Here is a 24,524-nt window from a genome sequence, read left to right on the forward strand (position 1 = left end):
TTACTTTTCACCAAAGCGTGTTAGCCTAGTCCCGCTTTTGCGCCCTAACAATTAAACTAATCCGCATTGGCTATTTCCATGCAAGGAAAACCCTAACTAAACAAGGATCATTAATGAACATGAAACCACTTCTGCTCAGTGCCATGCTGGCAATGAGCAACACCAGCTATGCTGCTGATCTCAGTGAAACCTACCCGGTGACCAGTACCACTTATCTGTCTGATGGCACCCCCGTTAGCATGCCTTTTCACGTTAAAGGCGAAGCCACCAGTGCCGTCGTCGGCTTAATTGATGCCAATGTTGCACAGTTCTTTTTATGGAACTGGCAATGGGAGCCTGTCAGGCTGCATTGTGAAGGAACCCCCTCAAAAGGTATAGGTGCACTGTATACACAAAAAATCACCACCAGCCCTGCGGGTGCGTACAACGAGACGATATCAAGCTTTTATGTTAAACGCCGCGGCAGCACTGACCCGGATTTACCCTGCCCGGGAGATATGACCCTTGCCAGTGCACAGCTGGATTTTACTGGTAAAGTGCTCGCTGCGTTGGCAACAGCAAACGCAGAGCAACAAGCGGCTGGAAAACCACATAACTATGCGCTGTACAATCAACACCTGATGCTCGACAATCCCATTGCCATCAAAGCGGGTCGCGAGATCTGGGGTTACCCTAAGCAAGCTGCGGATGTGTCGATTAATATTACGCCAGACCAGCATGAGCTAACTCTGGCCAACCGACACACTGGACAGGCGATGCTGGATGTCTCCTACACGCGCCAGATTGGGGTCAACCTGCCACTCCATTCTGTGGGCGACAATGTACTTCCTGACTATCTGCTACCCGATTTCAGCAAAGTGCCTCAATTAAGCGGCGTATTATCGAGCGACAGTGGCTGGATGATGCCATTTGTGGGTGAGTTCACAGTTCACTCTCGTGCCAGCCTGACGACTTTTTTCCTCGCTGAAAGTGACTTTACCCCTATTGCAGTCCTGGAGTTTCCTGACGTCACTGGCGTTGCCATGCCCTTGTACGACCGGGAATAACCTCTGACCCCCGCCAGACCACATAATCAATTACCGATTATATACACTGGCGTTGCAGGGCTGTGTGAATGAAATGCTGAACATGTATGTCTTTATCATCACAGCCCTTAGTACAAGATTGCCCACCTACTCAACTTGTATGCGCCCAGGCCACGGTGAGGACGTATCGTTCAATAGCCAAACAATTCACCATAACCCGTTGCGACAAACCCACCCCGACTGCGTATTCTGCCCTCCCAGTAAGGGACGCTTAAAGTGTTGAAAGAATCTGCCTGCAGGACATCAATGATCACAGCCTCTTTCCCAGGTACCTGTAATTGCCAGCTTGTCGGGTGCGTTACATTGCGGGTTTGTGTCCTGCTAAGCACCTTTAAAGTGACCTCTTCATGCGGGTAGGCCGTAACCTTGCCAGATGGCGCTACCTCTGAGGCACTGCAATAGGCATAGGCTTGCGTTTCATCTCGGGTACAAAATGCCATCAGTGCACCTTGCCCGGGGTCCTCGCCTTGTAAACTAAACCAGTCCCATCCACCGTGCTGACTATCAATCAGACCTGATGACCATTCCCTGTCTAACCAGGCCTGACCTGAGACAGCATGTGATCTGCCAGCATAGGTCAGCGTGCCTGTCACTTGTAAAAAGGGGTAACTATAGTAGAAGGAGGCATGACCTTGCTGGGTTTTCTGACTGTACCCCTGCTTGCCATGCAATACCAGAGGGCTGTTTGCCAGCGTAATATCCAGGCCAAAATCGGCCTCCTTACTTTGCAATCGTAAAGGTAGAAACGACGCCTCTTGACTGGCCAGCTGCCAATCATCCAACCGGGCGATAAAAGGACTGGCCTGTACGTCAACCTGCCCGGCTCTGCCATAGCGCTCAAACGCATGATGTGTCTGACCGTTTTGTAAAGCAAAATGGGCAAAATAAAGCTGTCCATCCCACCAGGGAGAAGACTGAACGGCCGAAAACCCCGGATCGCGGATCCGAAACAGCGTCCATTGCATCCCAAACTGAGCGCCGTCTTGTGCCGTCAGGTTACCCGTCACATACCACCACTCCACTCCTTGTTCTGAATGGGCACCGTGGTCGCGTGGAAATACCAATGTCTGATTGGCATCCACTGGGGTGCCCAGCGTCTGACCGAGCACCGCCATCGCCGCATTGTTATTGTCGGTTTCTGGCGCAGCAGGCTGACACCCTGTTACCATGAGCAGAATTAAAAGACAATGCAATCTGATGCTGTACATAATGAGCTCCTTATAACTGTGCGACATTATCAGCCACATTGCGCCGGATCAGTTTTAATAAAGGAATAGCACTGACCACCAAAGCCAACAACAGCACCACAGCGCAGAACCCCCAGATATCGCGCCAGCTAAGTACCATTGCCATGCTCCAGCCAAAAGCGATGGGCATCACATAGGTTAGCAATACCCAGCCCAACAGGATCCCCAGCGGCACTGCCAGGAACAAGGTCAGACCGAGAATAAGCCCGGCCTGAGATAGTTTCAGCACCAATAATTGGCCCTGAGTCACCCCTAACGTTTGTAATACGGCCATTGGCTGCAACTGCTGTCGCCCGAGCGTTAAAAAGCTCACCCAAACGCCAAATAGCGCAATCAACATAATGCAGATATTCAATGCATGGGTTACCAGAAAAGTTTGACTAAATAGTTGCTTTGCAAAGCGCTTAAATACCTGATTGTGGATCAACTGATGTCCGGCCAGTGACCAGTGCTGGCTAATGACATCTGCCAGTTGTTCTGAGTCAACCCCTTCATGAAGTGTCAACATAAAGCCGACCGCTTCGTACAAAAATGCCTGCTGTGTGATGACTGAGTTACTGACTACCAGGCTCATGCCAGGCTCGCCGTAATCATAAAATACGCCGGTGATCTGACAGTGAAAAGCGTGTTGTCCCTGCAGCACTTCAAGCTGACTGCCAACGACCAGGCCATAGCGGCGCATACCCGGCTCGTTGACAAGACAAGGGATGCTATCATTGCTCAGGTTAAGGTGAACAGCCTCCAGAGGCTGTTTGTTCAGCAAGGTCAGATGCTGATGATAACGATGGTCTTCGCCGAAGCTCATCAATGTCACAGGCACTGTCTCATTGGCCATGTGCACTTCACTTTGTGCCGACCAGTAAATCCCCACCTGTTTAACTGCTTGCATATCTGCCAAAGCCTGACGCATCTGTGCAGTCGGATTATCCGGCCTGACATACAGATCGGCATTCAGGCGGGTTTGTAAGTGGGTATCCAGTGCACTGCTGAAACTGCCCACCATCACCTGCATGCCAATCGCTGCGCCCATTGCCATCAAAATGGCTAACACCGAACTCAGCAGCGCTGGTAATTGGGTCAAACTATCGGCCCTGAGCCAGCCGAGTAACGGCGCCCGGGTTGGCCAGCGCACCTGAAACACCAAGCGCACCAGTGGCGGTGTCAACGCGAAAAACACCAGCAACACACAAACACACAATAGCAAGGCTTGCCATTTGGTCTGTGCCAGATGCAATAATAACAACCCTCCGACACAAGCCAGAGATAGTAGCGCCAGCGTCAGCCATTTAGCCAATTGCTGCGCGAGACGCGTTTGCAACACCACAAAGCCAGCCAGTATCACCAAGTTCAGCACACTGCCGATAAGCACGAGTACGGCATCAAAGCGCACTGTCAAAGCCCGGTCCAGCTGATAAAAACTGCTCAATACCGTGCTGATGTCACCCATCATGGCATTGGCCATCAGCACTCCAAGCAGATTACCCAATGTTGCTGCCAGCACACTCAATATCGCAACTTCCAGACACAGCGCCTTAAGTAACTGGCTCTGCCGGCAACCAAGCGTGGCCATTTGCTGTTGCAAAGACAAGCGGCTTTGATAAGCAAGCTTGATGGCATTGAGGCTTAAAAATGCGCCCACCACATAGCCCAGTAAGGCCAGTGCCTGTAGGTTAAAGAAAAAGGCCCCCGACAGAGCGTCGAAGGTTTGTGCCTCAGCAGACTCCAGTCGTGCGGCACTGCCAAGCATATCCACCAGCTGCTGCCGCTGAAGCGCATTCAGACCCGTCACTTCAAAATAGCTGATCTGCCCCTGCGCATTCAATAATCGGTCTGCCAGACTGATATCCATCAGTGCATAGTGACCAGCCCCCTCCAGTTGACTAACTGGATAACTGCCTCCTTTAATGCGCAATGCAGACGCATTAAGCTGTAATTTGGCCGTCAGTTCAGGTGACATAAACAGTGTGTCGAACAAGGGAGAATCGCTGTGGGGTTGGCCAGCGTCGCCTGATACCGGCTTTGCAGCACCAGCCGTTTGCCATTGCAGTAAATTGATACCCCGGATGGCGACCAGCTTGTCGTCCTCACTTCTGAGGCGCCCCTCCAGTACAGGGTGAGCCTGCTCAAACCCAGCCGCAGAAAGCCGTTGCCAAAGTGAAAAAGGTAAGCCTGTTTTTCCCAACGGCGGACGAATAAAGTCACTTACTGGCTGCGCTAACAACGCTGTACTGGTTTGATAGCGCTTTGAGGCTTCCTGGTTTAAACCCAGTGTGGCACTGAGCAAGGCGCTGCCGAGGCTCAGACCGATCAAAAACAACACCAGCAGGCCTCTATGGCGCCGATAATACTGAGCATAGGTCAGCAGGATGAGTCTCAGTTCACTCATGTAAACGCCCGTCGCGTAGCGCCACCTGACGGGGTAACTGCGCAGCCAAGGCCCGGCTGTGGGTAACCATGATCAAATTTACCCTTTGCTCCTGACATAAGGTCATCAACAGTTCCAGTACTTCCTGACTGCGCATGCTGTCCAGATTCCCTGTGGGCTCATCTGCAAGCAGTACACTGGGCCGATTAAGCAAGGCCCGGGCGATCCCGACACGCTGTTGCTCGCCTCCGCTTAACTGTGCTGGATAGACATCGAGCTTGTCACCCAGTCCCAGACGCTCTGCCATTATGGTAATTTCTTTGTGACTTACGGTGCGGCCGTTGAGACGGGCCTGAAAGGCCATATTATCCGCCACATTAAGCGGACTAAGTAACTGATAATGCTGAAAGATCATGCCAATCGTACGACGATACAAGGCCAGCTGTTTGGCATTATAGGTATGTATTGCCTGCTCGTTGATACGAACGGTGCCAGAGTCTGGACTAAGCAACCCCGCCAGTATGTTGAGTAAGGTCGTTTTGCCAGAGCCACTGTCGCCAGTGAGCGCAACCTGCTCAGCCCCCGATACCGACCAGCTCAGGCCGTCCAGCACATTCCGATATCCAGCGCCATCGCGACGTCTGAATGTTATCTCATCTAACTGGATCATCGCACCTCCATTACCACTTACTTAACAGCAACTTAGTATAGTCATCATGGTACAGGATCGAATCGGCAAAGCCAGTGTATTCTGACAGACCAATTTCCCCATCAGTGACATACTGTCCGGACACTCGCCCACTGTCCGCGTACTGTCCGCTGTCCGTCCGTTGTTGTTACAACGCGCAACATAAACAACAAATAACCCTATAATTTCAATAACTTAAAAACTGGCATCGATTTTGTAATAAGTACTTGTAATCGAGCAAACAAGGAGCCGTACCTGGCATGATCCGAGATACCAAACAACAAGATAAAGCAATCCCACAGACGCGCAGATTACCGCGCTGGTGGATAGGTGCAGCCGCCGCCGTCGGACTGATCGGTGCCGCCACTGCTTCATACAGCAGTTTTGACCAACTACTCAGTGCTGATCAGGTGGTGTCCTTACAAACACTGCGTACCGCCACCGTTGTACGAGGCGACATGGTCCAGGACCTGCGCGTTGAAGGCCGCACTATGGCCGCAGACAGTCCTTCCCTGTATGCCATTGCAGCCGGAACGGTCACTTTGTTTGTCAAAGCAGGCGACGAAATTGAAGCAGGTCAGGCCCTGCTGACCATTGACAGCCCGGAGCTTCGCAACCAACTCCTTCAGGAGGAGGCGACGCTGGCACGTCTGGAGATAGAAGTAAGCCGTCAGAAAATAGCAATAAAACAACAGCAACTGGACAATACACAGCAAATGGAACTGGCCAAAGTCGAGCTGGAAGCCGCGCAAAGTGAAATGGCCCGTGCCCACACCAGTATTGAAAAACAGATCATTTCAAAAGAAGAGCTGGAACAGACCCAGGTGGCCCTGAAGCGTGCTGAACTTAACGAGCGCCACGCCATCGCGAGTCTGCAACTGGCGCAGGAGCGCCTGAGTTTTGAACTAAAAAGTAGCGAGCTGAACCTGACCCGTCAGCGTCACCTTACCGAAGAACTGCGTCGTCAGGTTGAGGCGCTGACACTGCACTCGCCTTTATCCGGTATTGTCGGCACCCTGAATGTACAGCAAAAGCAACATGTGCAACGAGATACGCCGTTAATGTCGCTGGTTAACCTCAATGAGCTGGAAGTAGAGGCCTACATTCCGGAAAACCTGGCGGATGAGCTGGGAATAGGCCTGCACGCCAACGTGCAAATCAACAACGAACAATACAGCGCAACCTTAGTCGCCATTTCTCCTGAAGTTGAGCAAGGCCAGGTGCGCGGCCGTATCCGCTTTAGCGAGCAGCCAGGCAATTTACGTCAGAACCAAAGAGTGAATGCACAAATCATCATTGCCCAAAAACAAAACGTATTAAAAGTTGAACGCGGTGCCTTTGTGGAAACCGGTGCATCCCGCACGGCCTACAAAATTGAACAAAACTCCGCGCTCAGAACCCCCATTTCACTGGGTGTCAAAAGTGTCAGAGAAGTGGAAATTACCCAGGGGCTGCAACCTGGTGATACAATCATCATCTCAAGTCTGGCTGCTTTCGGGCAATCACAGCACGTGATCCTCAGCGAATAATAATAAAAGGAACATCCCATGTTACGTATGAAAAACATCAGTAAAATCTACCGTACCGAGCTGGTCGAAACACACGCCCTGTCAGACGTTAACTTCACCGTTGAAGAAGGTGAGTTTATTGCCGTTACGGGCCCTTCTGGCTCAGGTAAAACCACCTTTCTGAATATCACCGGATTACTCGAAAGCTTCGAGCAAGGAACATATGAACTGGACGGCGAAGATGTCAGCACCCTAGGTGACAAGCAACTTTCTCAGCTTCGTAATGAAAAAATTGGCTTTATTTTCCAGGGGTTTAACCTGATTGGCGACCTCAACCTCTATGACAACATCGAGGTCCCCCTGATTTTCCGGGGTCTGTCAGCCAAAGCCCGCAAACAACGCATCGAGGAAAGTCTGGAGTTGGTGGGTCTGGGTGGCCGTGCCAGCCATTTTCCTGCCCAGCTCAGTGGTGGTCAGCAGCAGCGAGTCGCAATTGCCCGGGCGCTTGCCGGTAAACCGCGATTTTTACTCGCCGACGAGCCAACCGGTAACCTGGACACTATGATGGCCAGACAAGTCATGGATCTGCTGGAAGAGATAAACCGCCAGGGCACTACTTTGCTGATGGTTACCCATGATCATGAACTGGCACAGCGGGCACATCGCAATATACAAATTCTCGACGGTCAATTGCGCGATATTAACAAGAATGAACTGGTCGAACTGATCTCTTAGGTGACTGCGATGAAGGATTTGATACAACTGGCCTGGCGCGGCCTGAAACAAAAACGCAAACTGACCTTGCTGATGGTACTCAATCTGGCTATCGGGATCACCCTGCTGTTAACTATGGGTACCATAGTGACACGCAGCGGACACTCTCCTATCGACCAAAGAGCCGATCAGGTATATCACGTCAGCCTTAACTTTATGGACCCGGAGTTTGACCGGCGCACGGCGTTTCGCTCGCCGCCGCTGACCTACCGGGATGCAGAAGCCGTTTCTGAGGCCTTTAAAGCAAACCCAAGGATCCGATTATCACTTAATTACACCACGTCGTTTGTGCTTGATCTGCCTGATAAAAGTGTCAGACCGGTTACCGCGGAGGCCTCTGCTGCTGATGCGAATTATTTTGAATTGCTCCAGGTACCATTTATTTATGGCGCCCCATGGCGCGAGGAGATGCAAGATGACGCTGTGATAGTATTGGATAAAAAAGCCAATGACTTACTGTTCGGCGGAGAAAACTCGGTCGGCAAACAGGTGGTGATCAACAACCGTCAGCTGGAAGTGGTTGGCGTCATGGACATTTCAGCCTACCTGCGTCGCTTTCAGAACATGCGTTTTCAGGGCCGGGTCAATGATATGGCGGTTGTTCCTTTAGGGTATGCGCATGCCAACAACCTGCCTCGCATTGGCTATATGCCCTGCCGGACTCAAGAAGAAACCGCGCGGACACGGTATCGTCGCGAAGATGTGCAGGGGCTTAAAAACGCCGAATGTGGATATCTACATGGCTGGGCAATGCTGGACCCCATGCAACTCAATAATAGTCATGCAGAGCTGACCTTGTGGGCACGTAATTACGCACAGCAACAGACCTCACAGGGGCGGTTCAGTCACGCCGAGCCCTACTACCTGACACAGCTGACCAGCCTCAATGACAGAATGAGTGACAACCTGTACTGGGAGCAAATTTATCTCAAGTTCGCCTACTTACTATTTGCTATCTGTTTGATCAACACCATTGGTATTCTACTGGCAAAAAACCAGAGCCGGGCAAAACTGGTGTCTTTGTACCGGGCGCTGGGCGCAAACAAACTTTATATCCTTAAAATCCAACTGTTGGAGCTCAGTATGCTCAGCAGTGCTGCCATTGTACTGGGCTTATTACTGGCACAGTTTGGCTTGATTGCGATGTTCCATTTGGCCTTGTATCAGGCCGATTACCTGGCTGACGCCGAGCAGGTACGTCGTATGTACAGCATGGACATCCCCTTTGCGCTGCAAGCAGCCGTGGGTATTTTTGTGGCGATATTTACCGCCGGACTTTACCCCATAATGAAAGCCAGTCGCACCGCGCCCGCAGCACAGTTAAGAGGATAAAATTATGTCTTTGAAACATATAATCAAAATCATCTTTAAGCACCGCAATATCTCCTTGATGATCCTGATCCAAATTGCCATTGCGGTGACTATAGTCGGCAACGCCAGTTTTATCAGCTACGGTACGCTCAAAAACTGGTTGATCCCCTCCCACCTGGACGAAGTGGAGATACTCAACGTTTACACCAAAGTATTCGACAACCAGGTGGATAAATCGGCGATGATCCAACGGGATTTAACTAACCTCAGCGCGTTGTCTGATGTGACTCAGGTGACCTACGCCAGCAATGAGCTGGTACTGGCCACCGTCGCAGGCAGCAACCTGGTATATAAAACCATCCAGGAAGATGAAGCAGGCTTTGAAAACGCGCAATTTGACGTAACCTCACAGGGGGTAGCTACGCTGGGATTAAACATCACACAAGGGCGCGACTTCTACCCCAATGAGTTTGTTTATGCCGCTGCCTCGCAAAATCGCTACGCCAGTGTCGTGTTGATCAGCGAAGCCCTTGCCAAAACGCTGTTTGGCGAGCAAAGCGCGCTGGGTCAAACCATCTATTTACAACGCGCCCGTCGCCCCTACCAGGTGGTCGGTGTGTATGCCGATAAGATGCTGGGGGAAGGTGCTGTTTATGAACAACACTGGTACCACTCTACCATAGTGCCTCAGGCGCACTTTGGCAGCACAGACATAAACTACTTACTCAGAGTCAAAAAAGGCACCAGCGAAGCCATTCTTCAGGAAGTTGAAGATCAATTGTATCTACAACATGGACGGATCGTAGAGCGGGTTGAGTTTGCCGCCAGAGCGAAAAAACGCCTGTGGGATGGCCGCAGTACCTTTGCATTCATCATGATAGGGATCAGCGTTATCGCCATTATTGTGACCGGATTTGGTATTATTGGATTGGTTTCCTTTTCGGTCTCTATCCGTAAAAAAGACATTGGGATCCTGCGTGCACTGGGTGCCAGCCAGCATACTGTGCTCAAGGCGCTGCTGATGGAAAACGCCCTGCTGGCACTGGCTGGCATTCTGTTGGGTAGTTTCGCGGCCCTGTGGTTAAACAATTATTTTGTCACCCATTTGCGCGCACAAGGCCTGGTTGAACCCTGGCTCGCCGTGCTGGTTGCACTCTCAGTCTGGCTACTCAGCGCCGCTGCGGTCTATATTCCTGTCCGTAAAGCAGCTAATATAGCCCCAGCCAGGGTTACCAAGACCAATTAAAATAAGGGCTGAAAAGCCCTTTCATGTTTACAACAATAACGATAAAAACACGATGCAACATAAAATTCTCGTCATTGATGACAATACAGATGTCATAAAAGCGCTCAAGATTCTTTTTTTAATAAATGACATCGACTGCGAAGGTGCCAGCTCGCCTGAACAAGGGCTGGCAATGCTAAAGTCCCAGGACTACGACTTAGTGATCCAGGATATGAACTTTACCAGTGACACCACCTCCGGCGAAGAGGGTAAGGCCCTGTACCACCAGATCCGAACACTCAACCCGGATCTGCCCATTATCCTGCTGACCGCCTGGGCCCAGCTGGAAATGGCCGTAGAGTTAATTAAGCACGGGGCCGCAGATTATATCGCCAAGCCCTGGCAGGATGATAAATTGCTCAGTTCGGTCAATAACCTGCTAGAGATGTATCAGCTGCAACAGTCCCAGACACGCAGCAACAAGCAGTTCAAGCTCAAACGAGATAAGCTGAGCGCGCACTATGATCTCAGCGGTTTGATCTTTGCCGATCAGGCTATGCTGTCACTGCTTGAAACGGCAACACAGGTGGCCTACTCCGACGCGCAAGTGTTAATCACTGGTCCCAACGGTGCGGGTAAAGAGAAAATTGCAGAACTCCTGGTTGCCAACAGTGCCTACCGGGATAAGCCCTTTATTCGCGTCAATGCCGGTGCACTGCCTGCTGAGCTGATTGAAGCTGAGCTATTTGGAGTCGTCAGTGGCGCGTATACCGGGGCCACGAAAAGTCGTGAAGGCCGGTTTGCTGCCGCTGATGGGGGCACCCTGTTCCTCGATGAAATTGGTAATTTGCCACTGACAGGCCAGCAAAAACTATTGAGAGTGCTGCAAACCGGCGAGTTCGAAGCCGTCGGCAGCAGTAAAACCCAGCGGGTTAAAGTCAGAGTGATCAGCGCAACCAATGCCAACCTCAATGAAGCCATAGCGCGAGGCACATTCAGGCAAGATTTATACTATCGACTCAATATGATTGAACTGCGCTTGCCACCGCTGGCAGAGCGCCCTGACGACATCATTCCACTTGCCCAATACTTTTTAGCCACAGATAAAGTACTCAGTGAAGGTGCCCAGCGTTTGCTCAAGCGCTACAGCTGGCCGGGCAACGTTCGCGAGCTGCAAAATGTCATAGGTCGGGCAGAACTGCTTGCCAGTGGACAACGGATTGAGGCCGCAGATCTGGGACTGAGCACTTCGGCCTCAACTATGGTCAATCATGAATTTAGCATCGAAGATATAACCCAGGCGCTGGACAAACACCAGGGTAACGTCACCCATGCAGCAAAAAGCCTGGGATTGAGTCGTCAGGCAATGTACCGCCGTATGGACAAGTTTGGGATCAAGCGATGAGCACGTCCTCACATTGGTCTTTTTCAGGCAGAATATTGCTCAGCAGTGGTTTTGTGCTTACGTGTGCACTGCTTGCACTGGCCATTGCGCTGCACCATCAGGTACCAGTGCTCTTTGCCTGCTCAGTGATCCTGTTGGTGTCATTGATGATGTTGTTTTTGCTGCTGGGCCATTATACCAGACGTCGTCAGCGCATACTGGCCACGCTGGAAGATGGGATCAAAAGTATCAAGGATGGCGATCTGTCACTGCGCATTTCACCAACTCCGGATCCTGATTTGGCCAGGCTGATTGACTTATATAACCAGCTCACCACAAACCTCAAGCAACAAAAACAAAAGCTGAATCAAAAAGAACTGGTACTGGACAGCATAGTTCAGGCCTCCCCTATGGCAACCTTGTTACTTGATAAACAGCGTCACATTGTTTACCACAATGCCGCTGCTCGCCAGCTATTGAAAAAACAACCAGGCGCACTCACAGGCAGCTCACTAGAAGTCGCGTGCGATGACTTGCCGACAGCACTGGCTCAGGCACTCAATAGCGGATATACCGGCATGCTGAGTTTCGAGCAACAAGAACAAAAACATACCTATTATCTTGGTGTTGAACCTGTCACGCTGAATTACCAGCCACATAGTCTGGTCATTTGCAAAAACGTCTCTGCAGAACAAAACCGCGAAGAGATCATGCTATGGAAAAATGCCATACGTCTGATCAGCCATGAATTGAATAACTCGCTGGCACCGATCCAGTCACTGACTGGCTCGGCACAAACCATGTTAAGCCAACAAAAGCACCTAGAGCTGCTGCCAGACATGCTGGATACCGTGTCACAACGCGCTCATAACCTCAGCGATTTTATCCAGCGTTATGCTGAATATGCGCGCTTGCCAGCCCCCAGCTGCGCAGCCCATGCGATTGCACCGCTACTCGAACGTTTGCAGGCTCTGTATCCTTTTACTTTGCTGGGGACAGTTCCTGCGGACACCGGCTACTTCGACGTTGCGCAAGTTGAACAGGTTTTACTGAATTTGCTCAAAAATGCGCATGAGTCAGGGAGTGACAAGGGCGAGATCTCTGTAAGAGTAGTTCAATCCCAAACACGCCTGAGGTTTGCCGTTGTCGATCGAGGCTCTGGGATCCTGCCAGGTAATTTACATCAGGCACTGCAACCTTTTTATTCAACCAAAGCACAAGGAACCGGGCTGGGTTTAAGCCTGTGTCATGACATTATCACGGCTCATCAGGGTCAGTTGAGGCTGCGCAACCGAGAAAAGGGTGGCCTGATGGTAGAATTCGATTTACCTTTAGGGGAAAACCCCCACTAACCTAAATAGGACAAGGAATGACTGTTCACTCACCTCTGCTTTGTAGCCTGCTGCTTGGAACCCTAATACTTAGTGGCTGTAAAATGCGCTCTCAGATCCCCCAAGCCCCGAAAGAAAGCACATTGCCTTGCTGGGTTCAGTCCCCAAAACAAGCCAATCAACTTGGCTTTGTCGGCACCGCAGCCCCATTCAGTGCGATCCCCAATGGGTCTGAGCTGGCCAGTCGCACCCGGGCACTGAAGAAACTGGCGGCCTACCACAATATTCAATTGCAACGCCGTGATATGCAAAACGTCACACATGATCAACCCACTCAAGTTTTATCCTCAGGCCACACTGTTTATTACTCCACGCCCTTTAACACCGAAGATACACAATACAGTTACGTTAGCTTCGAGCCGCTGAAAACCAGTGCCACCTGTGTTGTTCGCCAGTGTGATTTTGTGCAGTGTCAGCCTGCCTGGCTATGCGACAATGATACGCACAGGCAGGTCCTGGGTGTCAGTTACTATACCGCGTCGCCGCATGAGCAGCTCCAGATTAGCGAGCGCAACGCAATGACCGTCGCGAGCTTTCTGATGCAGGCCCAGGTCAATGCCACAGAATACCTAAAACAGCGGGCTGTCAGCCGTGAAGGCAACGTACATCATGAAGTGAACTACAATCGCAACGCTGAAGTCGATGCTCGGGGCACGCCCACACGCCTGGCTTTACATCAAAGCTGTCAGTATGGCTCAACGCTGATAGGCCAGTATAAGCCCGCAGACCAGGCTGTACTCAATGCGCCAGTGCTGCCAGATATTAACGACATGACGCAACAGGGCAAGCTTGTATTGGGGGCCTTTGGTGAAGATGGTACGATGACTTCAGATAACCTGCTCAGCACAGCCATCAGACTCGCCATCCAGGACGCACTGATCGAGCTTGCAAAGAACAAAGGGATCACGATAGAGACGCAGGTTGAAGTAACACAACACAAAGGGCACTACCTGCTCGAAAGCAGCGAGTTTACCATTAACGAACATGTCAGCGGTGAGTTGATTGACCTGAAAATTCAGTACAAAAATGATGTGCCGGTGATTTATGTCTGGTTATTGGAAATAATGAATTAAGAAGATTTGATAAGGAAATGGAGGCGGAACCCGGAGTCGAACCGAGGTAGACGGATTTGCAATCCGCTGCATGGCCACTCTGCCATTCCGCCGTATTGTATTGATACTTAGTGTATCAGAAAGATTGGAGCGAGTAACGAGGTTCGAACTCGTGACCTCAACCTTGGCAAGGTTGCGCTCTACCAGCTGAGCTATACTCGCGTTCCATATTGTGTTTTATAGAAAATAAAAACACATTTTATTTTCGCTACTTTAACTTAATCTTACTGTCATATCAAGCGATTAAGCTGTGAGTAACAATGGTGCCCGGGGCCGGACTTGAACCGGCACGCTGTTACCAGCGAGGGATTTTAAATCCCTTGTGTCTACCAATTCCACCACCCGGGCATCGGGCTTGCTAGAGCATTCATTGTTTAAATTGGAGCGAGTAACGAGGTTCGAACTCGTGACCTCAACCTTGGCAAGGTTGCGCTCTACCAGCTGAGCTATACTCGCGTTCCAGTAGCTTTTTAACAATTAAGTTAACTTGCTCTAAACAATGGTGCCCGGGGCCGGACTTGAACCGGCACGCTGTTACCAGCGAGGGATTTTAAATCCCTTGTGTCTACCAATTCCACCACCCGGGCATCGGGCTGCTTTCGCATGTGGAGTTTGTTGAGAAAATGGAGGCGGAACCCGGAGTCGAACCGAGGTAGACGGATTTGCAATCCGCTGCATGGCCACTCTGCCATTCCGCCACACTAACCTGACCAAGTCAGAAAAGAGAATTTGGAGCGAGTAACGAGGTTCGAACTCGTGACCTCAACCTTGGCAAGGTTGCGCTCTACCAGCTGAGCTATACTCGCACTCCAGAAGCTTTTTTAACTTAGTGAATGGGTAAGATGCAAGGTTGCGTCTTTCCTTTAATCCAGCTGAGTTATACTCATCTTCCGTACAAGTTCAATACTTTCAGTAAATTGAAGCGTTTTGAACTTCTCTTTTTGTTAGGCTGTTGCCTCTCAACACGGACGCATTCTACAGAAGTTCCGGGAGGCGTCAACATAAAAAATGAAGCTTTTTAATCGTTTGCTTATTTTTTATCTAAAACGCTTTGTATTCAGCCAACCTAAACTAAGATTTAATCAATTCTGTACGGGCAGCATAGAAATATTGCACCATAGACACCACAGTTAGCAAAGTTGCAATGGCTAACAATGCATAACTCAATGTCACCATCCAGGGTGCAAACTGCCAGATAAGACCAATAATGGCCAACATTTGTGCTGCCGTTTTAAACTTACCTAAAGAAGATACAGCCACATGACCGCGCTTGCCCTGCTCTGCCATCCATTCTCTCAATGCAGAGATAACAATTTCACGACTAATAATGACAATGGTGGCTACCGTCATAAACATGTTCTGATAATGCGTTGCTAATACGACCAGTGCCACACTGACCATCACTTTGTCAGCCACAGGATCCAGAAAAGCGCCAAATGGCGTTGATTGCTCCAGCTTGCGTGCCAGATAGCCATCGAGAATGTCAGTCACTGATGCCAGCCAGAAGATAAAAGCGGCAGCAAAAAACGCCCATGAATAAGGCAAGTAAAAGACCACTGCGAAAACAGGAATAAGTAACAACCTAAATGTTGTGAGCGTGTTTGGAATGTTCCACATAACTACTAAGAGAGACTCTTTTTTACTATGTTCGCATGAACGCTTAAGCTTTGTCATGCAAATGGTTAAATATCTTTTCAGCCAGCTGAGGGCTGATCCCGGGCACTTGTTTTAGTTGTTGTATATTGGCGGCTTTTACGCCTTGCATTCCTCCAAGGTATTTGAGTAGTGCCTGGCGTCGCTTCAGGCCAACGCCTTCTATTTCTTCCAGAACCGATTGAGTACGTTGTTTCTGACGCTTGCTTCTGTGCCCCGCAATGGCAAAACGATGAGATTCGTCACGGATATGCTGGATCAGATGCAATGCTGGTGAGTCACTTTCCAGATTAATGGTTTTACGCCCACCATCAATGAGCAAAGTTTCCAAACCAGGCTTACGACTGGTGCCCTTCGCCACACCAATCAGCATAGGTAACTTATCCAGCGTCCAGGATTCAAAGAAAGATTCTGCTCTGGATAGCTGACCTTTACCACCATCAATAAAAATGATATCAGGCACTTTATCGGGATCGGTGACTTTGCCGTAGCGCTTATTCAGTGCAAACGCCATGGCCGCATAGTCATCTCCCGGTGTAATACCGGTCACATTATAGCGACGATATTCACGATTATTAGGTCCCTGACCGTCAAATACCACACAGGATGCCACGGTGTTTTCACCCATGGTATGACTGATATCAAAACATTCCATACGATTGATATCGGACAGGCCAAGCGCCACTTTTAATCTGGCATACCGTTTGTCGATAGAATCCTGTGCATTTTGCTTGACCATAATGCTATTGAGCGCATTCTTATTGGCCAGCTCCAGATATTGTGCCCGCTCTGCTCGCACGTTTACCCGTAATTGTACTTTACGTTCGGCAACCTGGGTGAGCGCTGCGGCCAAATCGTCTAACTCAGCAATCTCAAAGGGCAGCACTATATCTTTGGCAATCCGACCATGACTACCCGTAGACACGTAATACTGGCCGACAAAACTGGTCAGAATTTCCTCACTGCCTGAGTCTTTTGGTATTTTAGGGAAAAACGTTTTGGACCCCAACACTTTGTGCTCCCGGATCATTAGCATATGAACCGCACACAAGCCATTTAGCTGGGCAAAACCTATCACATCCATTTCGGCAAAATTACCGGCCACGGATTGCTGCTCCTGCATTTGCCGTAGCAATGCAATTTGATCCCGATACTTAGCCGCCGCTTCAAAGTTGAGTGTCATGCTCGCCTGTTCCATTTTACCGACCAAAGTGGCAATCACCTGGTGTGACTTACCGCTAAGAAACTGGCGCACCATATCAACCTGCTCAGCGTAGTCATCATCGCTGACTTTTGCTACGCAAGGCGCGGAACATCGCTTTAATTGATGTTGCAAACAAGGACGACTGCGCGCCCGGTAGTAAGCATCTTCACATTGTCTGACAGGAAAAATCTTCTGCATCAGACGCAAGCTTTCGGATACAGCAGCACTGCTGGGAAAAGGGCCAAAGTACTCGCCTTTTTTCTTTCTGGAACCGCGATGAAAGGCAAGCCTGGGGTGACGATGATCGGTCAGTAAAATATAAGGATAGGATTTATCATCACGCAGGAGAATATTGTACCTGGGCTGATATTTTTTGATCAGGTTATTTTCCAGCAATAACGCTTCGGTCTCGGTATTCGTCAAGGTCACTTCGATATGACGAATATTACTCACAAGGACCCGGGTCTTGGCATCTGGAATATTGCTGCGAAAGTAGCTGCTGACGCGCTTTTTGAGGTTTTTAGCTTTACCGACATAAATAACCTGGTGGTCTTCGTCATACATACGATACACACCAGGTTCCGTGGTCAGCGTTCTGAGAAACGCCTGACTATCAAACACTGCCATGGTTGAGACTTGTCTCTTACTTAGAACAACTGACTCACTTAGTGAGAGCTGTCTATATCAATCATTTTATGGCGAATGGCCAGGTGTGTTAGCTCAACATCGCCACTGACATTCAGCTTCTCGAACATACGATAGCGATAGCTATTCACTGTTTTAGAGCTTAGGTTAAGCCTGTCCGCAATGTCCTGCGCTTTTTCACCTTTGGTGATCATCAGCATGATTTGAAGTTCGCGATCAGACAGAGACTGGAACGGATTTTCATCTACCTTGCCACTGAATTGCGCCAACGCGATTTGCTGAGCAATTTCAGGCGCGATATAACGCTGGCCTGCATTTACAGCTCGGATCGCGTTGATCATCTCATCCGGGCCTGCACTTTTGGTTAAATAACCGTGTGCACCAATCTGCATGACCTTGCTGGGAAACGGATCTTCACAATGCACGGTCAGTACAATCACTTTCACGTCCGGGCAGTAGCGACAAATTTTCTTTGTTGCTTCCAGACCGCCAATACCTGGCATATTCATATCCATTAACACGATATCAGGTTCACTTTGGCGGCAGTAACTGACCGCCTCTTCACCCGTTTTAGCCTCTCCGACCACTTTAAACCCGCGCACGTCATCCAGAATGCGCTTTATACCGGTTCTGACAAGTTCATGATCATCAACTAAAAGTACGTTAATCAACGGGTCACCCTCACACTAGCCTTGGTAATGGCAATAACTGCCAAATGTCATTTATATAATCGTCTGATAATGAATGCATTATACATCCATTATTGCACACAGATGGTGTGCGATTATGCTCTGCAAGAGTAACACAGAAAATTGCAAAGCATAATCAATTCCAGTTTCCAATTAAGGTAAAAACAGTCTTTAGTATGACAGTAAGACTAAGAATTACCGTGTAATTTTAGATCCCGCTCCGAAAAACGGTCTACCCACAATGCAATTACACCATCACCCGTTACGTTACACGCGGTACCAAAACTATCCTGTGCCAGATACAAAGCGATCATCAGCGCAACCGCACTTTCATCGAAGCCCAGCATGGTACTAAGTAATCCCAGAGCAGACATAACCGCCCCGCCCGGCGCACCTGGTGCGGCAATCATAACGATACCCAGCATAAAGATGAAAGGCAGCATCTCAGCCAGCGAGGGTAAAGCCATCGTTGGTGACAGCAACATCACAGCCATAGTACAGGTAACAATGGTAATCGTAGAACCAGACAAGTGGATAGTTGCACATAAAGGTACAGTGAAGTTAGCGACTTCCTCTTTCACCTTATTGGATTTACTGGCTCGCAGGGAAACCGGGATCGTCGCGGCGCTGGACATAGTACCGATTGCGGTAAAGTAAGCCGGCAGCATATTTCTAATCAACTCCACCGGGTTGCGTTTTAACAACACGCCTGAGGTGATATATAAAAATGCCAACCACAACCAGTGCATGGCAACTGCAGCCAGCAATACCACGCCAAACGTACTCAGGGTATCCGCTACCGTGCCCGCAACCGCCATCTCAGCGAACACGCCGGCGATATAAAATGGCAAAGCCGGGATAATCACTTTAGCAAGTAAAGCATCAATGACATCGCGCCCCTGATCCACAACCTGCTTCAGCTGTGTCAGGTGAAGCTGGCTGATCCCAATACCAAACACAAAAGCAGTCGCCAGTGCGGTCATCACGCCCATCAGAGGGGGAACTTCAAGCTTGATAAGGCTCTCTACTTCCGTCGCTTCTGCGGCCTGATAGGCCACACTGCCGTCAAACATAGGCACAACCATACCGACCAGCACCACCGCCAAAGTACCAGCAATCACGGTAGAGCCATAAGCAAAACCAACCGTTTTACCCAGTAAATGCCCTGATGCCTTAGGCAAGCCGGCAATGCCTGACGCGATATAGAACAAAATAATAAGCGGAATAGTAAAGGAAATAAGCTGACCAATAATCACTTTTACAGTGTACAGCAGCTCGACCATCAGTATAGGCAGATAAAAGCCCGCCAGGACACCGGCGAAAATACCAGCGACAAGTTTTAAAATAAGAGACATACAACACGCCCGAGTAAAAAACAGATGCGCCTTTTTACCACGGAATGACAATGCAGGTACATAGTTGTGCGATACGAGTTGACCAACTGTTCACAAAATAGAAATAAAACACCACTTAACCCCGCTAGTTCGCTATTAAACGATAAACAATTGTTCACACTGTATCTCTGTTATTTAATGCACCATCAAAGTTGTGCTATCGAACTCTCTAATAATGTTAAATAAAATTTTTAGTTCACTGTGCTTCACTGTTCCCTCTTTGTGGTTCAGTGCCAGCGCCTTTGCAGCGGAGCCTGCTATTCCTTATCTCAATGCCAGCATATCCATCGACGGAAAACTAGACGAGACTATATGGCAACAGGCCAAAGTGGTTGCCATCGATAATGTCACCTGGCCTTACGAAAATGCGCCAAGCCCGGTAAAAACCAGTGTACGGGTATTCGAAAATGGTCAGTCGCTATTTCTGGCGTTTGATGCCAAAGATCCAGACCCCAGTCAGATCAGGGCGTTTTTCCGTGACCGGGACCGCAACTGGAACGATGACCTGGTCGGCATAAAAATAGACTCCTTCAACACAGGTCGCAGTGCTTATCAATTTTTCATCAACCCACTGGGTGTTCAACAAGATTCGATAGAAAATGTACTCAGTGGCAGCGAGGACGATTCCTGGAATGGCATCTGGGACTCTGCCGGACAAATCAATGAATCTGGGTATGTGGTTGAAGTAGAGATCCCCTTACGTGTACTCAATTTTGATAACAGCCAGGACACCAAAACTATGGCCATGGAGTTTCTGCGCTTTTACCCACGTAGCGAAAGGCTGCGCATTTCCAGCATGCAAATCGCCCACGAAAATCAATGCTGGGTTTGCCAGATGCCAGCATACACCGGATTTTCTGGCGCACAGCAAAGCAGCAACCTTGCCGTGATACCTTCTATGGTTGTCAGTCGCCAGCAAACCAGAGACATTGACGGCAGCACGATCCCGGATTGGGAAAACGACACCGACTATGAACCCGGGCTGGATGTCAAATGGGCAATCACCCCAGACACAACAATGAATGCAACGCTCAACCCGGACTTTTCTCAGGTAGAAGCCGACAATGGTCAACTCAGTGTAAATAACAGCTTTAGCTTGTTCTTCCCGGAAAAACGGGCCTTCTTCCTCGACAATGCAGACTACTTTTCCTCACACATCAATTTATTGCACACCCGTAACATTGCTGCGCCGGATTACGGTGCCAAACTGACCGGTAGCAAGCAAGGCCACACCTATGCCGCTTTTGTCACTAACGATGAGTTTACCAATGTGATGGTGCCGGGAAACCTGGGCTCCAATGTCGTTTCATTAGAACAAAAAAGTGAAAATGCCGCACTGCGCTACCGCTATGATGCCGACGAGACACTCTCTGTGGGCGCATTAACCACAACCCGGCAAAGTAATGATTACAAGAATCAGCTGTTCAGCCTGGACGGTAAATACGAGCCCACTGCTAACGATACCTTCAAAGCACAGATCTTAACGTCAAAAACAGACTATGATCCGGCTATGGTCAAAGAGCTTTGTGATGACGAAATCCTGGAAGAGTGTGAAATAGACGAAAGCGTACTGCGCACTCAGCTTGAAGATGATAATCAAGGCCTGGGTTATATGCTGGACTATCGTCATAACCGCAAGCATTGGAAAGCCTTTGCCAGCTATCGCAACTATGATGCCGCGCTGCGTGCCGACATGGGGTTCTTGTCGCAAGTAGACTTCAATAAGTTTATTACCGGGTTTGAATACCGTTGGTATGGTGACGAAAACACCTGGTGGAACCGCACACGCTGGTATACTGACTGGGATATCAGCCACAATGAAAACGGTGAATTATTGGAAAAAGAAGTCCAGAGTAATATTGCTATCAGCGGACCATTGCAAAGTATCATTGATTTTGGTTTCGACCATCGTAAGCGTACCGGATTACGCCATGACGAAACCAGCCTGGCCATTGATGGCAACACGGATTTATTTACCGAAAACACGCAATGGATTTACCTGGAGAGTAAACCCGCACCAGGCGTATTCAGTGGGCTCACCTTACGTAGAGGTAACCGCGTTGATTTAGCCAATAATCGCATGGCGGACGAGCGTTACATACGCCCACTGCTGGACTTCTACCTTGGCCAGCACTTTGAGATCCGACTTCGTCATACGTATCAAAAGCTCACCGCTGAAGGTATGGAAGTGTTTACAGCGAACCTGAGCGACGTGCGCTTCACCTATCAGTTTAACATTAACAGTTATCTGAGGCTGGCCTTCATTAAAACGGATATTCGCCGTAATCAGGCCAACTACATTGATGATGTAGACAGTCACTATAAACGACTGAGCACCCAATTACTTTACGCTTATAAGCTGAATCCGCAGACCGTGTTTTTTGCCGGCTATTCAGACAATGGGTATCAGGATGACGATTTGAGTAAAATCAGCAAAGACAACAAGACGTTTTTTGCCAAGTTTAGTTACGCCTGGTTGCTGTAAACCTGACACGGTAAGGCCTGATCAGACACATTTACTCTGCCCGGGCCTTTACTGCTCTTTTATTATACATATTTATTTTTTTATTCCATCAGGGCATAAGCCTTTTTAATATATCTTATAGCCATTCTTTCCTTTTGTTTTGCTCCAGCCCCAGTAAAGTGTGACTAGTATTAAATATCCTTAGCTCATTGAAGGGAAAATTATGTCGAACGTTTTTGCAGATAACAGCCTGGCAATTGGCAACACCCCGATTGTTAAACTTAACCGCGTAACTGGTGGCAATGTCTTTGCCAAAATTGAATCTCGCAACCCGAGCTTCAGCGTAAAGTGCCGCATCGGTGCCTCTATGATTTGGGAAGCCGAGAAAGCCGGTTTGCTAAGCGAAGGCAAAGAGCTGATCGAGCCAACTTCTGGTAACACAGGTATTGCACTGGCTTTCGTTGCAGCATCCCGTGGTTACAAGCTAACCCTGACCATGCCAAATACCATGAGTCTTGAGCGCCGTAAGCTACTAAAAGCACTAGGTGCAAACCTGGTACTAACTGAAGGTGCTAAAGGTATGAAAGGCGCCATCGAGAAAGCCAATGAAATCCTGGCTGGCGACCCTGAAAAATACGTACTGCTGCAACAGTTCGAGAACCCGGCTAACCCGAAAATCCATGAAGAGACCACAGGTCCTGAAATTTTCGAAGCGATGGACGGTGCAATCGACTACTTCGTAGCCGGTGTTGGTACAGGTGGCACAATTTCTGGTGTAACTCGCTTCCTGAAGAAAGAAAAAGGCCTGGACGTTAAATCAATTGCGGTAGAGCCGGTTGATTCAGCCGTTATTTCTCAAGCTCTGGCTGGTGAAGAGTTGAAGCCTGGCCCGCACAAAATTCAGGGCATCGGCGCAGGTTTCATTCCTGGCAACCTGGATCTTGAGCTGCTTGATGGCACAGAACAAGTGTCAAACGAAGATGCGATTGCAATGGCGCATCAGCTAATGAAAGACGAAGGTATCTTAGTCGGTATTTCTTCTGGTGCTGCTGTGGTTGCCGCAAAGCGCCTGGCAGAGAAGCCTGAAAATGCAGACAAGAACATCGTCGTTATTCTGCCAAGTGCAACAGAGCGTTACTTATCGAGCCCAATGTTTGCTGATGAGTTCACCGATCAGGAGTTGGTTCAGTAATCTGAATCCCTCACGCTCGTTAGACTAATTGTCTATAATAAGGCCAGCTAAATGCTGGCCTTATTGTCTTCTTCCCTTCCTTTTAGCGTGATAATGTCTAGACTTAATGAATAATCGATGTAGCCTAAAAGCAAACTCATCGTTTTATTTTTAAACGCTTTTATCTCAATTGTGCGCACCAGGAAACAGGTTATGAAAATACTCACCCGGCTATTGTTGCTGTTATTGTGCAGCGTCTCTGTGACTGCCTTTGCGAGCTTGAATGTCGGCTACTTTAAACAAGGCAAGTACCTGATGGTTCAGGGTGAGCAATATAAAAATGGGTACCTGTACAATAAAAGCGGAGATAAGCCGTTATTGCATCTGGTAACACTGGACTGGCCTCCCTATATTGGCGACCAGTTGTGCAACAAAGGTTGGGTGTTTCAATTTACAATCTCCTTACTGGCGGATCAGGACTACCCTGTTTATGTCGAATTCCTGCCCTGGGCCCGCGCTGTCAAAGCCGTTGAGTCCGGCCGGGCTGACATTCTCTTTCCTGAGTACTTTATCGAAGATGCCTCCCCCTCTGATAACTACCCCGGCAAAACACGCCGTGAATTACTGGCACTGTCTAATGCATACCCGGGTGGTGAAATTACCCTGCTAAAACGTCGCGGTGAGTCAGACAGCTTTGAGGGCAACCTCAATGCACTCAAAGGCGCTACCATAGGTGTGGTGCGGGGCTATCAGAACACCCCTGAGTTTGACGCCATGATGGACAACAATGAATTCATCATTGTCGAAGCCGTCGATGATTTACAACTGGTTAAGCTGCTGATAGGTAAACGTGTTGACCTGATTATTGGCGATCCCAAAGTGCTGCGCTTTACCGTAAGTTATTCAGATTTGGCTAAATCTGAAAAGGTCACCTTATTAAGGGGGCTGGAAAATGTGGAGCCAGCTTTGAGGTACAACAATCTTTATTTTGCACTCAGTAAAGCCAAGCCCAACTGGCGTGGCGTCCTGAATGACCTCAATAAAGGCCTTTATCTGTTTAAAAACAGTGGTGAGACCGATCGCATCATCGAAATGGGCAGTTCAGAGTGTTATTAACTGATACTTACTTTGCTCAAGTGCGCAAGATTTGAATATTTTTCATAGAATGAGCGCAATAGACTAGCCAGACATTAATTCAATATCAGGTAATGATG

General features: G+C 49.1%; 18 protein-coding genes and 7 tRNA genes. 11 read left to right on the forward strand and 14 right to left on the reverse strand.

The window, feature by feature from the left end; genetic code table 11:
• Positions 1–119 precede the first annotated feature (119 nt).
• Positions 120–1,046 carry an acetoacetate decarboxylase family protein gene (locus QNM19_RS17345; RefSeq protein WP_284027002.1) on the forward strand — a complete coding sequence of 309 codons (927 nt, stop codon included), beginning with the start codon at positions 120–122 and terminating at the stop codon, positions 1,044–1,046.
• 170 nt (positions 1,047–1,216) lie between these two features.
• Here QNM19_RS17345 and QNM19_RS17350 read toward each other — a convergent pair whose 3' ends face one another.
• The 3 genes from QNM19_RS17350 to QNM19_RS17360 are packed head-to-tail and all read right to left on the reverse strand — an operon-like array spanning position 1,217 to position 5,367.
• Positions 1,217–2,293: a lipocalin-like domain-containing protein gene (locus tag QNM19_RS17350; RefSeq protein ID WP_049865589.1), complete on the reverse strand. Its 1,077-nt coding sequence runs from the start codon at positions 2,291–2,293 to the stop codon at positions 1,217–1,219.
• 10 nt (positions 2,294–2,303) lie between these two features.
• Positions 2,304–4,718, reverse strand: coding sequence for an ABC transporter permease (locus QNM19_RS17355; protein ID WP_049865590.1), 2,415 nt, complete (start codon positions 4,716–4,718; stop codon positions 2,304–2,306).
• The gene (locus QNM19_RS17360) at positions 4,711–5,367 is read right to left on the reverse strand and encodes an ABC transporter ATP-binding protein (RefSeq protein ID WP_284027003.1); all 657 of its coding nucleotides are present in this window, start codon (positions 5,365–5,367) and stop codon (positions 4,711–4,713) included. Before QNM19_RS17360 ends, QNM19_RS17355 begins: the two co-directional genes overlap by 8 nt.
• A 278-nt stretch (positions 5,368–5,645) precedes the next feature.
• On the opposite strand from QNM19_RS17360, the gene QNM19_RS17365 reads away from it, so the two are divergent.
• The 7 genes from QNM19_RS17365 to QNM19_RS17395 are packed head-to-tail and all read left to right on the forward strand — an operon-like array spanning position 5,646 to position 14,051.
• Positions 5,646–6,914 carry an efflux RND transporter periplasmic adaptor subunit gene (locus tag QNM19_RS17365; protein WP_284027004.1) on the forward strand — a complete coding sequence of 423 codons (1,269 nt, stop codon included), beginning with the start codon at positions 5,646–5,648 and terminating at the stop codon, positions 6,912–6,914.
• An 18-nt stretch (positions 6,915–6,932) separates the two neighbouring features.
• A complete protein-coding gene (locus tag QNM19_RS17370) occupies positions 6,933–7,628 on the forward strand; it encodes an ABC transporter ATP-binding protein (protein ID WP_010385947.1) in 696 nt (231 codons plus the stop codon).
• 9 nt (positions 7,629–7,637) lie between these two features.
• Positions 7,638–8,999, forward strand: coding sequence for an ABC transporter permease (locus tag QNM19_RS17375; RefSeq protein ID WP_284027005.1), 1,362 nt, complete (start codon positions 7,638–7,640; stop codon positions 8,997–8,999).
• 4 nt (positions 9,000–9,003) lie between these two features.
• Positions 9,004–10,224 (forward strand): ABC transporter permease, encoded by a 1,221-nt coding sequence (locus tag QNM19_RS17380; protein WP_284027006.1) that lies wholly within the window; start codon positions 9,004–9,006, stop codon positions 10,222–10,224.
• Between the two features lie 52 nt (positions 10,225–10,276).
• Positions 10,277–11,608 carry a sigma-54-dependent transcriptional regulator gene (locus QNM19_RS17385; protein ID WP_284027007.1) on the forward strand — a complete coding sequence of 444 codons (1,332 nt, stop codon included), beginning with the start codon at positions 10,277–10,279 and terminating at the stop codon, positions 11,606–11,608.
• Positions 11,605–12,939 carry a sensor histidine kinase gene (locus QNM19_RS17390; RefSeq protein ID WP_082225620.1) on the forward strand — a complete coding sequence of 445 codons (1,335 nt, stop codon included), beginning with the start codon at positions 11,605–11,607 and terminating at the stop codon, positions 12,937–12,939. Before QNM19_RS17385 ends, QNM19_RS17390 begins: the two co-directional genes overlap by 4 nt.
• 17 nt (positions 12,940–12,956) lie before the next feature.
• Entirely contained in the window at positions 12,957–14,051 is a 1,095-nt protein-coding gene (locus QNM19_RS17395; protein ID WP_156202538.1) for a hypothetical protein, read from the forward strand.
• An 18-nt stretch (positions 14,052–14,069) separates the two neighbouring features.
• Here QNM19_RS17395 and QNM19_RS17400 read toward each other — a convergent pair.
• From QNM19_RS17400 to QNM19_RS17450, 11 genes are all read right to left on the reverse strand, one after another.
• Positions 14,070–14,143, reverse strand: a tRNA-Cys gene (locus QNM19_RS17400).
• 33 nt (positions 14,144–14,176) lie between these two features.
• Positions 14,177–14,252, reverse strand: a tRNA-Gly gene (locus QNM19_RS17405).
• Between the two features lie 99 nt (positions 14,253–14,351).
• Positions 14,352–14,438, reverse strand: a tRNA-Leu gene (locus tag QNM19_RS17410).
• Between the two features lie 32 nt (positions 14,439–14,470).
• A tRNA-Gly gene (locus QNM19_RS17415) sits at positions 14,471–14,546 on the reverse strand.
• Positions 14,547–14,590: 44 nt separating this feature from the next.
• A tRNA-Leu gene (locus QNM19_RS17420) sits at positions 14,591–14,677 on the reverse strand.
• 37 nt (positions 14,678–14,714) lie between these two features.
• Positions 14,715–14,788: transfer RNA gene (locus tag QNM19_RS17425), tRNA-Cys, on the reverse strand.
• Positions 14,789–14,820: 32 nt separating this feature from the next.
• Positions 14,821–14,896: transfer RNA gene (locus tag QNM19_RS17430), tRNA-Gly, on the reverse strand.
• A 265-nt stretch (positions 14,897–15,161) separates the two neighbouring features.
• Positions 15,162–15,707, reverse strand: a complete 546-nt coding sequence (gene pgsA / locus QNM19_RS17435; protein ID WP_058795033.1) for a CDP-diacylglycerol--glycerol-3-phosphate 3-phosphatidyltransferase — start codon at positions 15,705–15,707, stop codon at positions 15,162–15,164.
• Between the two features lie 43 nt (positions 15,708–15,750).
• Positions 15,751–17,574, reverse strand: coding sequence for an excinuclease ABC subunit UvrC (uvrC, locus tag QNM19_RS17440; protein ID WP_284027008.1), 1,824 nt, complete (start codon positions 17,572–17,574; stop codon positions 15,751–15,753).
• 38 nt (positions 17,575–17,612) lie between these two features.
• Entirely contained in the window at positions 17,613–18,263 is a 651-nt protein-coding gene (uvrY, locus tag QNM19_RS17445; protein WP_010385932.1) for a UvrY/SirA/GacA family response regulator transcription factor, read from the reverse strand.
• Between the two features lie 206 nt (positions 18,264–18,469).
• Entirely contained in the window at positions 18,470–19,636 is a 1,167-nt protein-coding gene (locus tag QNM19_RS17450) for a dicarboxylate/amino acid:cation symporter (protein WP_284027009.1), read from the reverse strand.
• 214 nt (positions 19,637–19,850) lie between these two features.
• Here QNM19_RS17450 and QNM19_RS17455 point away from each other — a divergent pair, with 214 nt between their 5' ends.
• The 3 genes from QNM19_RS17455 (at position 19,851) to QNM19_RS17465 (ending at position 24,426) form a co-directional block, all read left to right on the forward strand.
• Positions 19,851–22,160 (forward strand): carbohydrate binding family 9 domain-containing protein, encoded by a 2,310-nt coding sequence (locus QNM19_RS17455; RefSeq protein ID WP_284027010.1) that lies wholly within the window; start codon positions 19,851–19,853, stop codon positions 22,158–22,160.
• Positions 22,161–22,362: 202 nt separating this feature from the next.
• Positions 22,363–23,331 carry a cysteine synthase A gene (gene cysK / locus QNM19_RS17460; protein ID WP_049865829.1) on the forward strand — a complete coding sequence of 323 codons (969 nt, stop codon included), beginning with the start codon at positions 22,363–22,365 and terminating at the stop codon, positions 23,329–23,331.
• A 192-nt stretch (positions 23,332–23,523) separates the two neighbouring features.
• Entirely contained in the window at positions 23,524–24,426 is a 903-nt protein-coding gene (locus QNM19_RS17465) for a substrate-binding periplasmic protein (protein WP_197094374.1), read from the forward strand.
• Positions 24,427–24,524: the final 98 nt, after the last annotated feature.

It is taken from the genome of Pseudoalteromonas ardens (assembly GCF_030125445.1).
GTDB classification, from domain to species: Bacteria; Pseudomonadota; Gammaproteobacteria; order Enterobacterales; family Alteromonadaceae; genus Pseudoalteromonas; species Pseudoalteromonas ardens.

Excerpts from the sequence above, each read along its gene's own strand:
- QNM19_RS17345 (WP_284027002.1), top strand. The coding sequence starts at position 120 with ATGAAACCACTTCTGCTCAGTGCCATGCTGGCAATGAGCAACACCAGC.
- QNM19_RS17350 (WP_049865589.1), bottom strand. The coding sequence starts at position 2,293 with ATGTACAGCATCAGATTGCATTGTCTTTTAATTCTGCTCATGGTAACA.
- QNM19_RS17355 (WP_049865590.1), bottom strand. The coding sequence starts at position 4,718 with ATGAGTGAACTGAGACTCATCCTGCTGACCTATGCTCAGTATTATCGG.
- QNM19_RS17360 (WP_284027003.1), bottom strand. The coding sequence starts at position 5,367 with ATGATCCAGTTAGATGAGATAACATTCAGACGTCGCGATGGCGCTGGA.
- QNM19_RS17365 (WP_284027004.1), top strand. The coding sequence starts at position 5,646 with ATGATCCGAGATACCAAACAACAAGATAAAGCAATCCCACAGACGCGC.
- QNM19_RS17370 (WP_010385947.1), top strand. The coding sequence starts at position 6,933 with ATGTTACGTATGAAAAACATCAGTAAAATCTACCGTACCGAGCTGGTC.
- QNM19_RS17375 (WP_284027005.1), top strand. The coding sequence starts at position 7,638 with ATGAAGGATTTGATACAACTGGCCTGGCGCGGCCTGAAACAAAAACGC.
- QNM19_RS17380 (WP_284027006.1), top strand. The coding sequence starts at position 9,004 with ATGTCTTTGAAACATATAATCAAAATCATCTTTAAGCACCGCAATATC.
- QNM19_RS17385 (WP_284027007.1), top strand. The coding sequence starts at position 10,277 with ATGCAACATAAAATTCTCGTCATTGATGACAATACAGATGTCATAAAA.
- QNM19_RS17390 (WP_082225620.1), top strand. The coding sequence starts at position 11,605 with ATGAGCACGTCCTCACATTGGTCTTTTTCAGGCAGAATATTGCTCAGC.
- QNM19_RS17395 (WP_156202538.1), top strand. The coding sequence starts at position 12,957 with ATGACTGTTCACTCACCTCTGCTTTGTAGCCTGCTGCTTGGAACCCTA.
- pgsA (WP_058795033.1), bottom strand. The coding sequence starts at position 15,707 with ATGTGGAACATTCCAAACACGCTCACAACATTTAGGTTGTTACTTATT.
- uvrC (WP_284027008.1), bottom strand. The coding sequence starts at position 17,574 with ATGGCAGTGTTTGATAGTCAGGCGTTTCTCAGAACGCTGACCACGGAA.
- QNM19_RS17450 (WP_284027009.1), bottom strand. The coding sequence starts at position 19,636 with ATGTCTCTTATTTTAAAACTTGTCGCTGGTATTTTCGCCGGTGTCCTG.
- QNM19_RS17455 (WP_284027010.1), top strand. The coding sequence starts at position 19,851 with ATGTTAAATAAAATTTTTAGTTCACTGTGCTTCACTGTTCCCTCTTTG.
- cysK (WP_049865829.1), top strand. The coding sequence starts at position 22,363 with ATGTCGAACGTTTTTGCAGATAACAGCCTGGCAATTGGCAACACCCCG.
- QNM19_RS17465 (WP_197094374.1), top strand. The coding sequence starts at position 23,524 with ATGAAAATACTCACCCGGCTATTGTTGCTGTTATTGTGCAGCGTCTCT.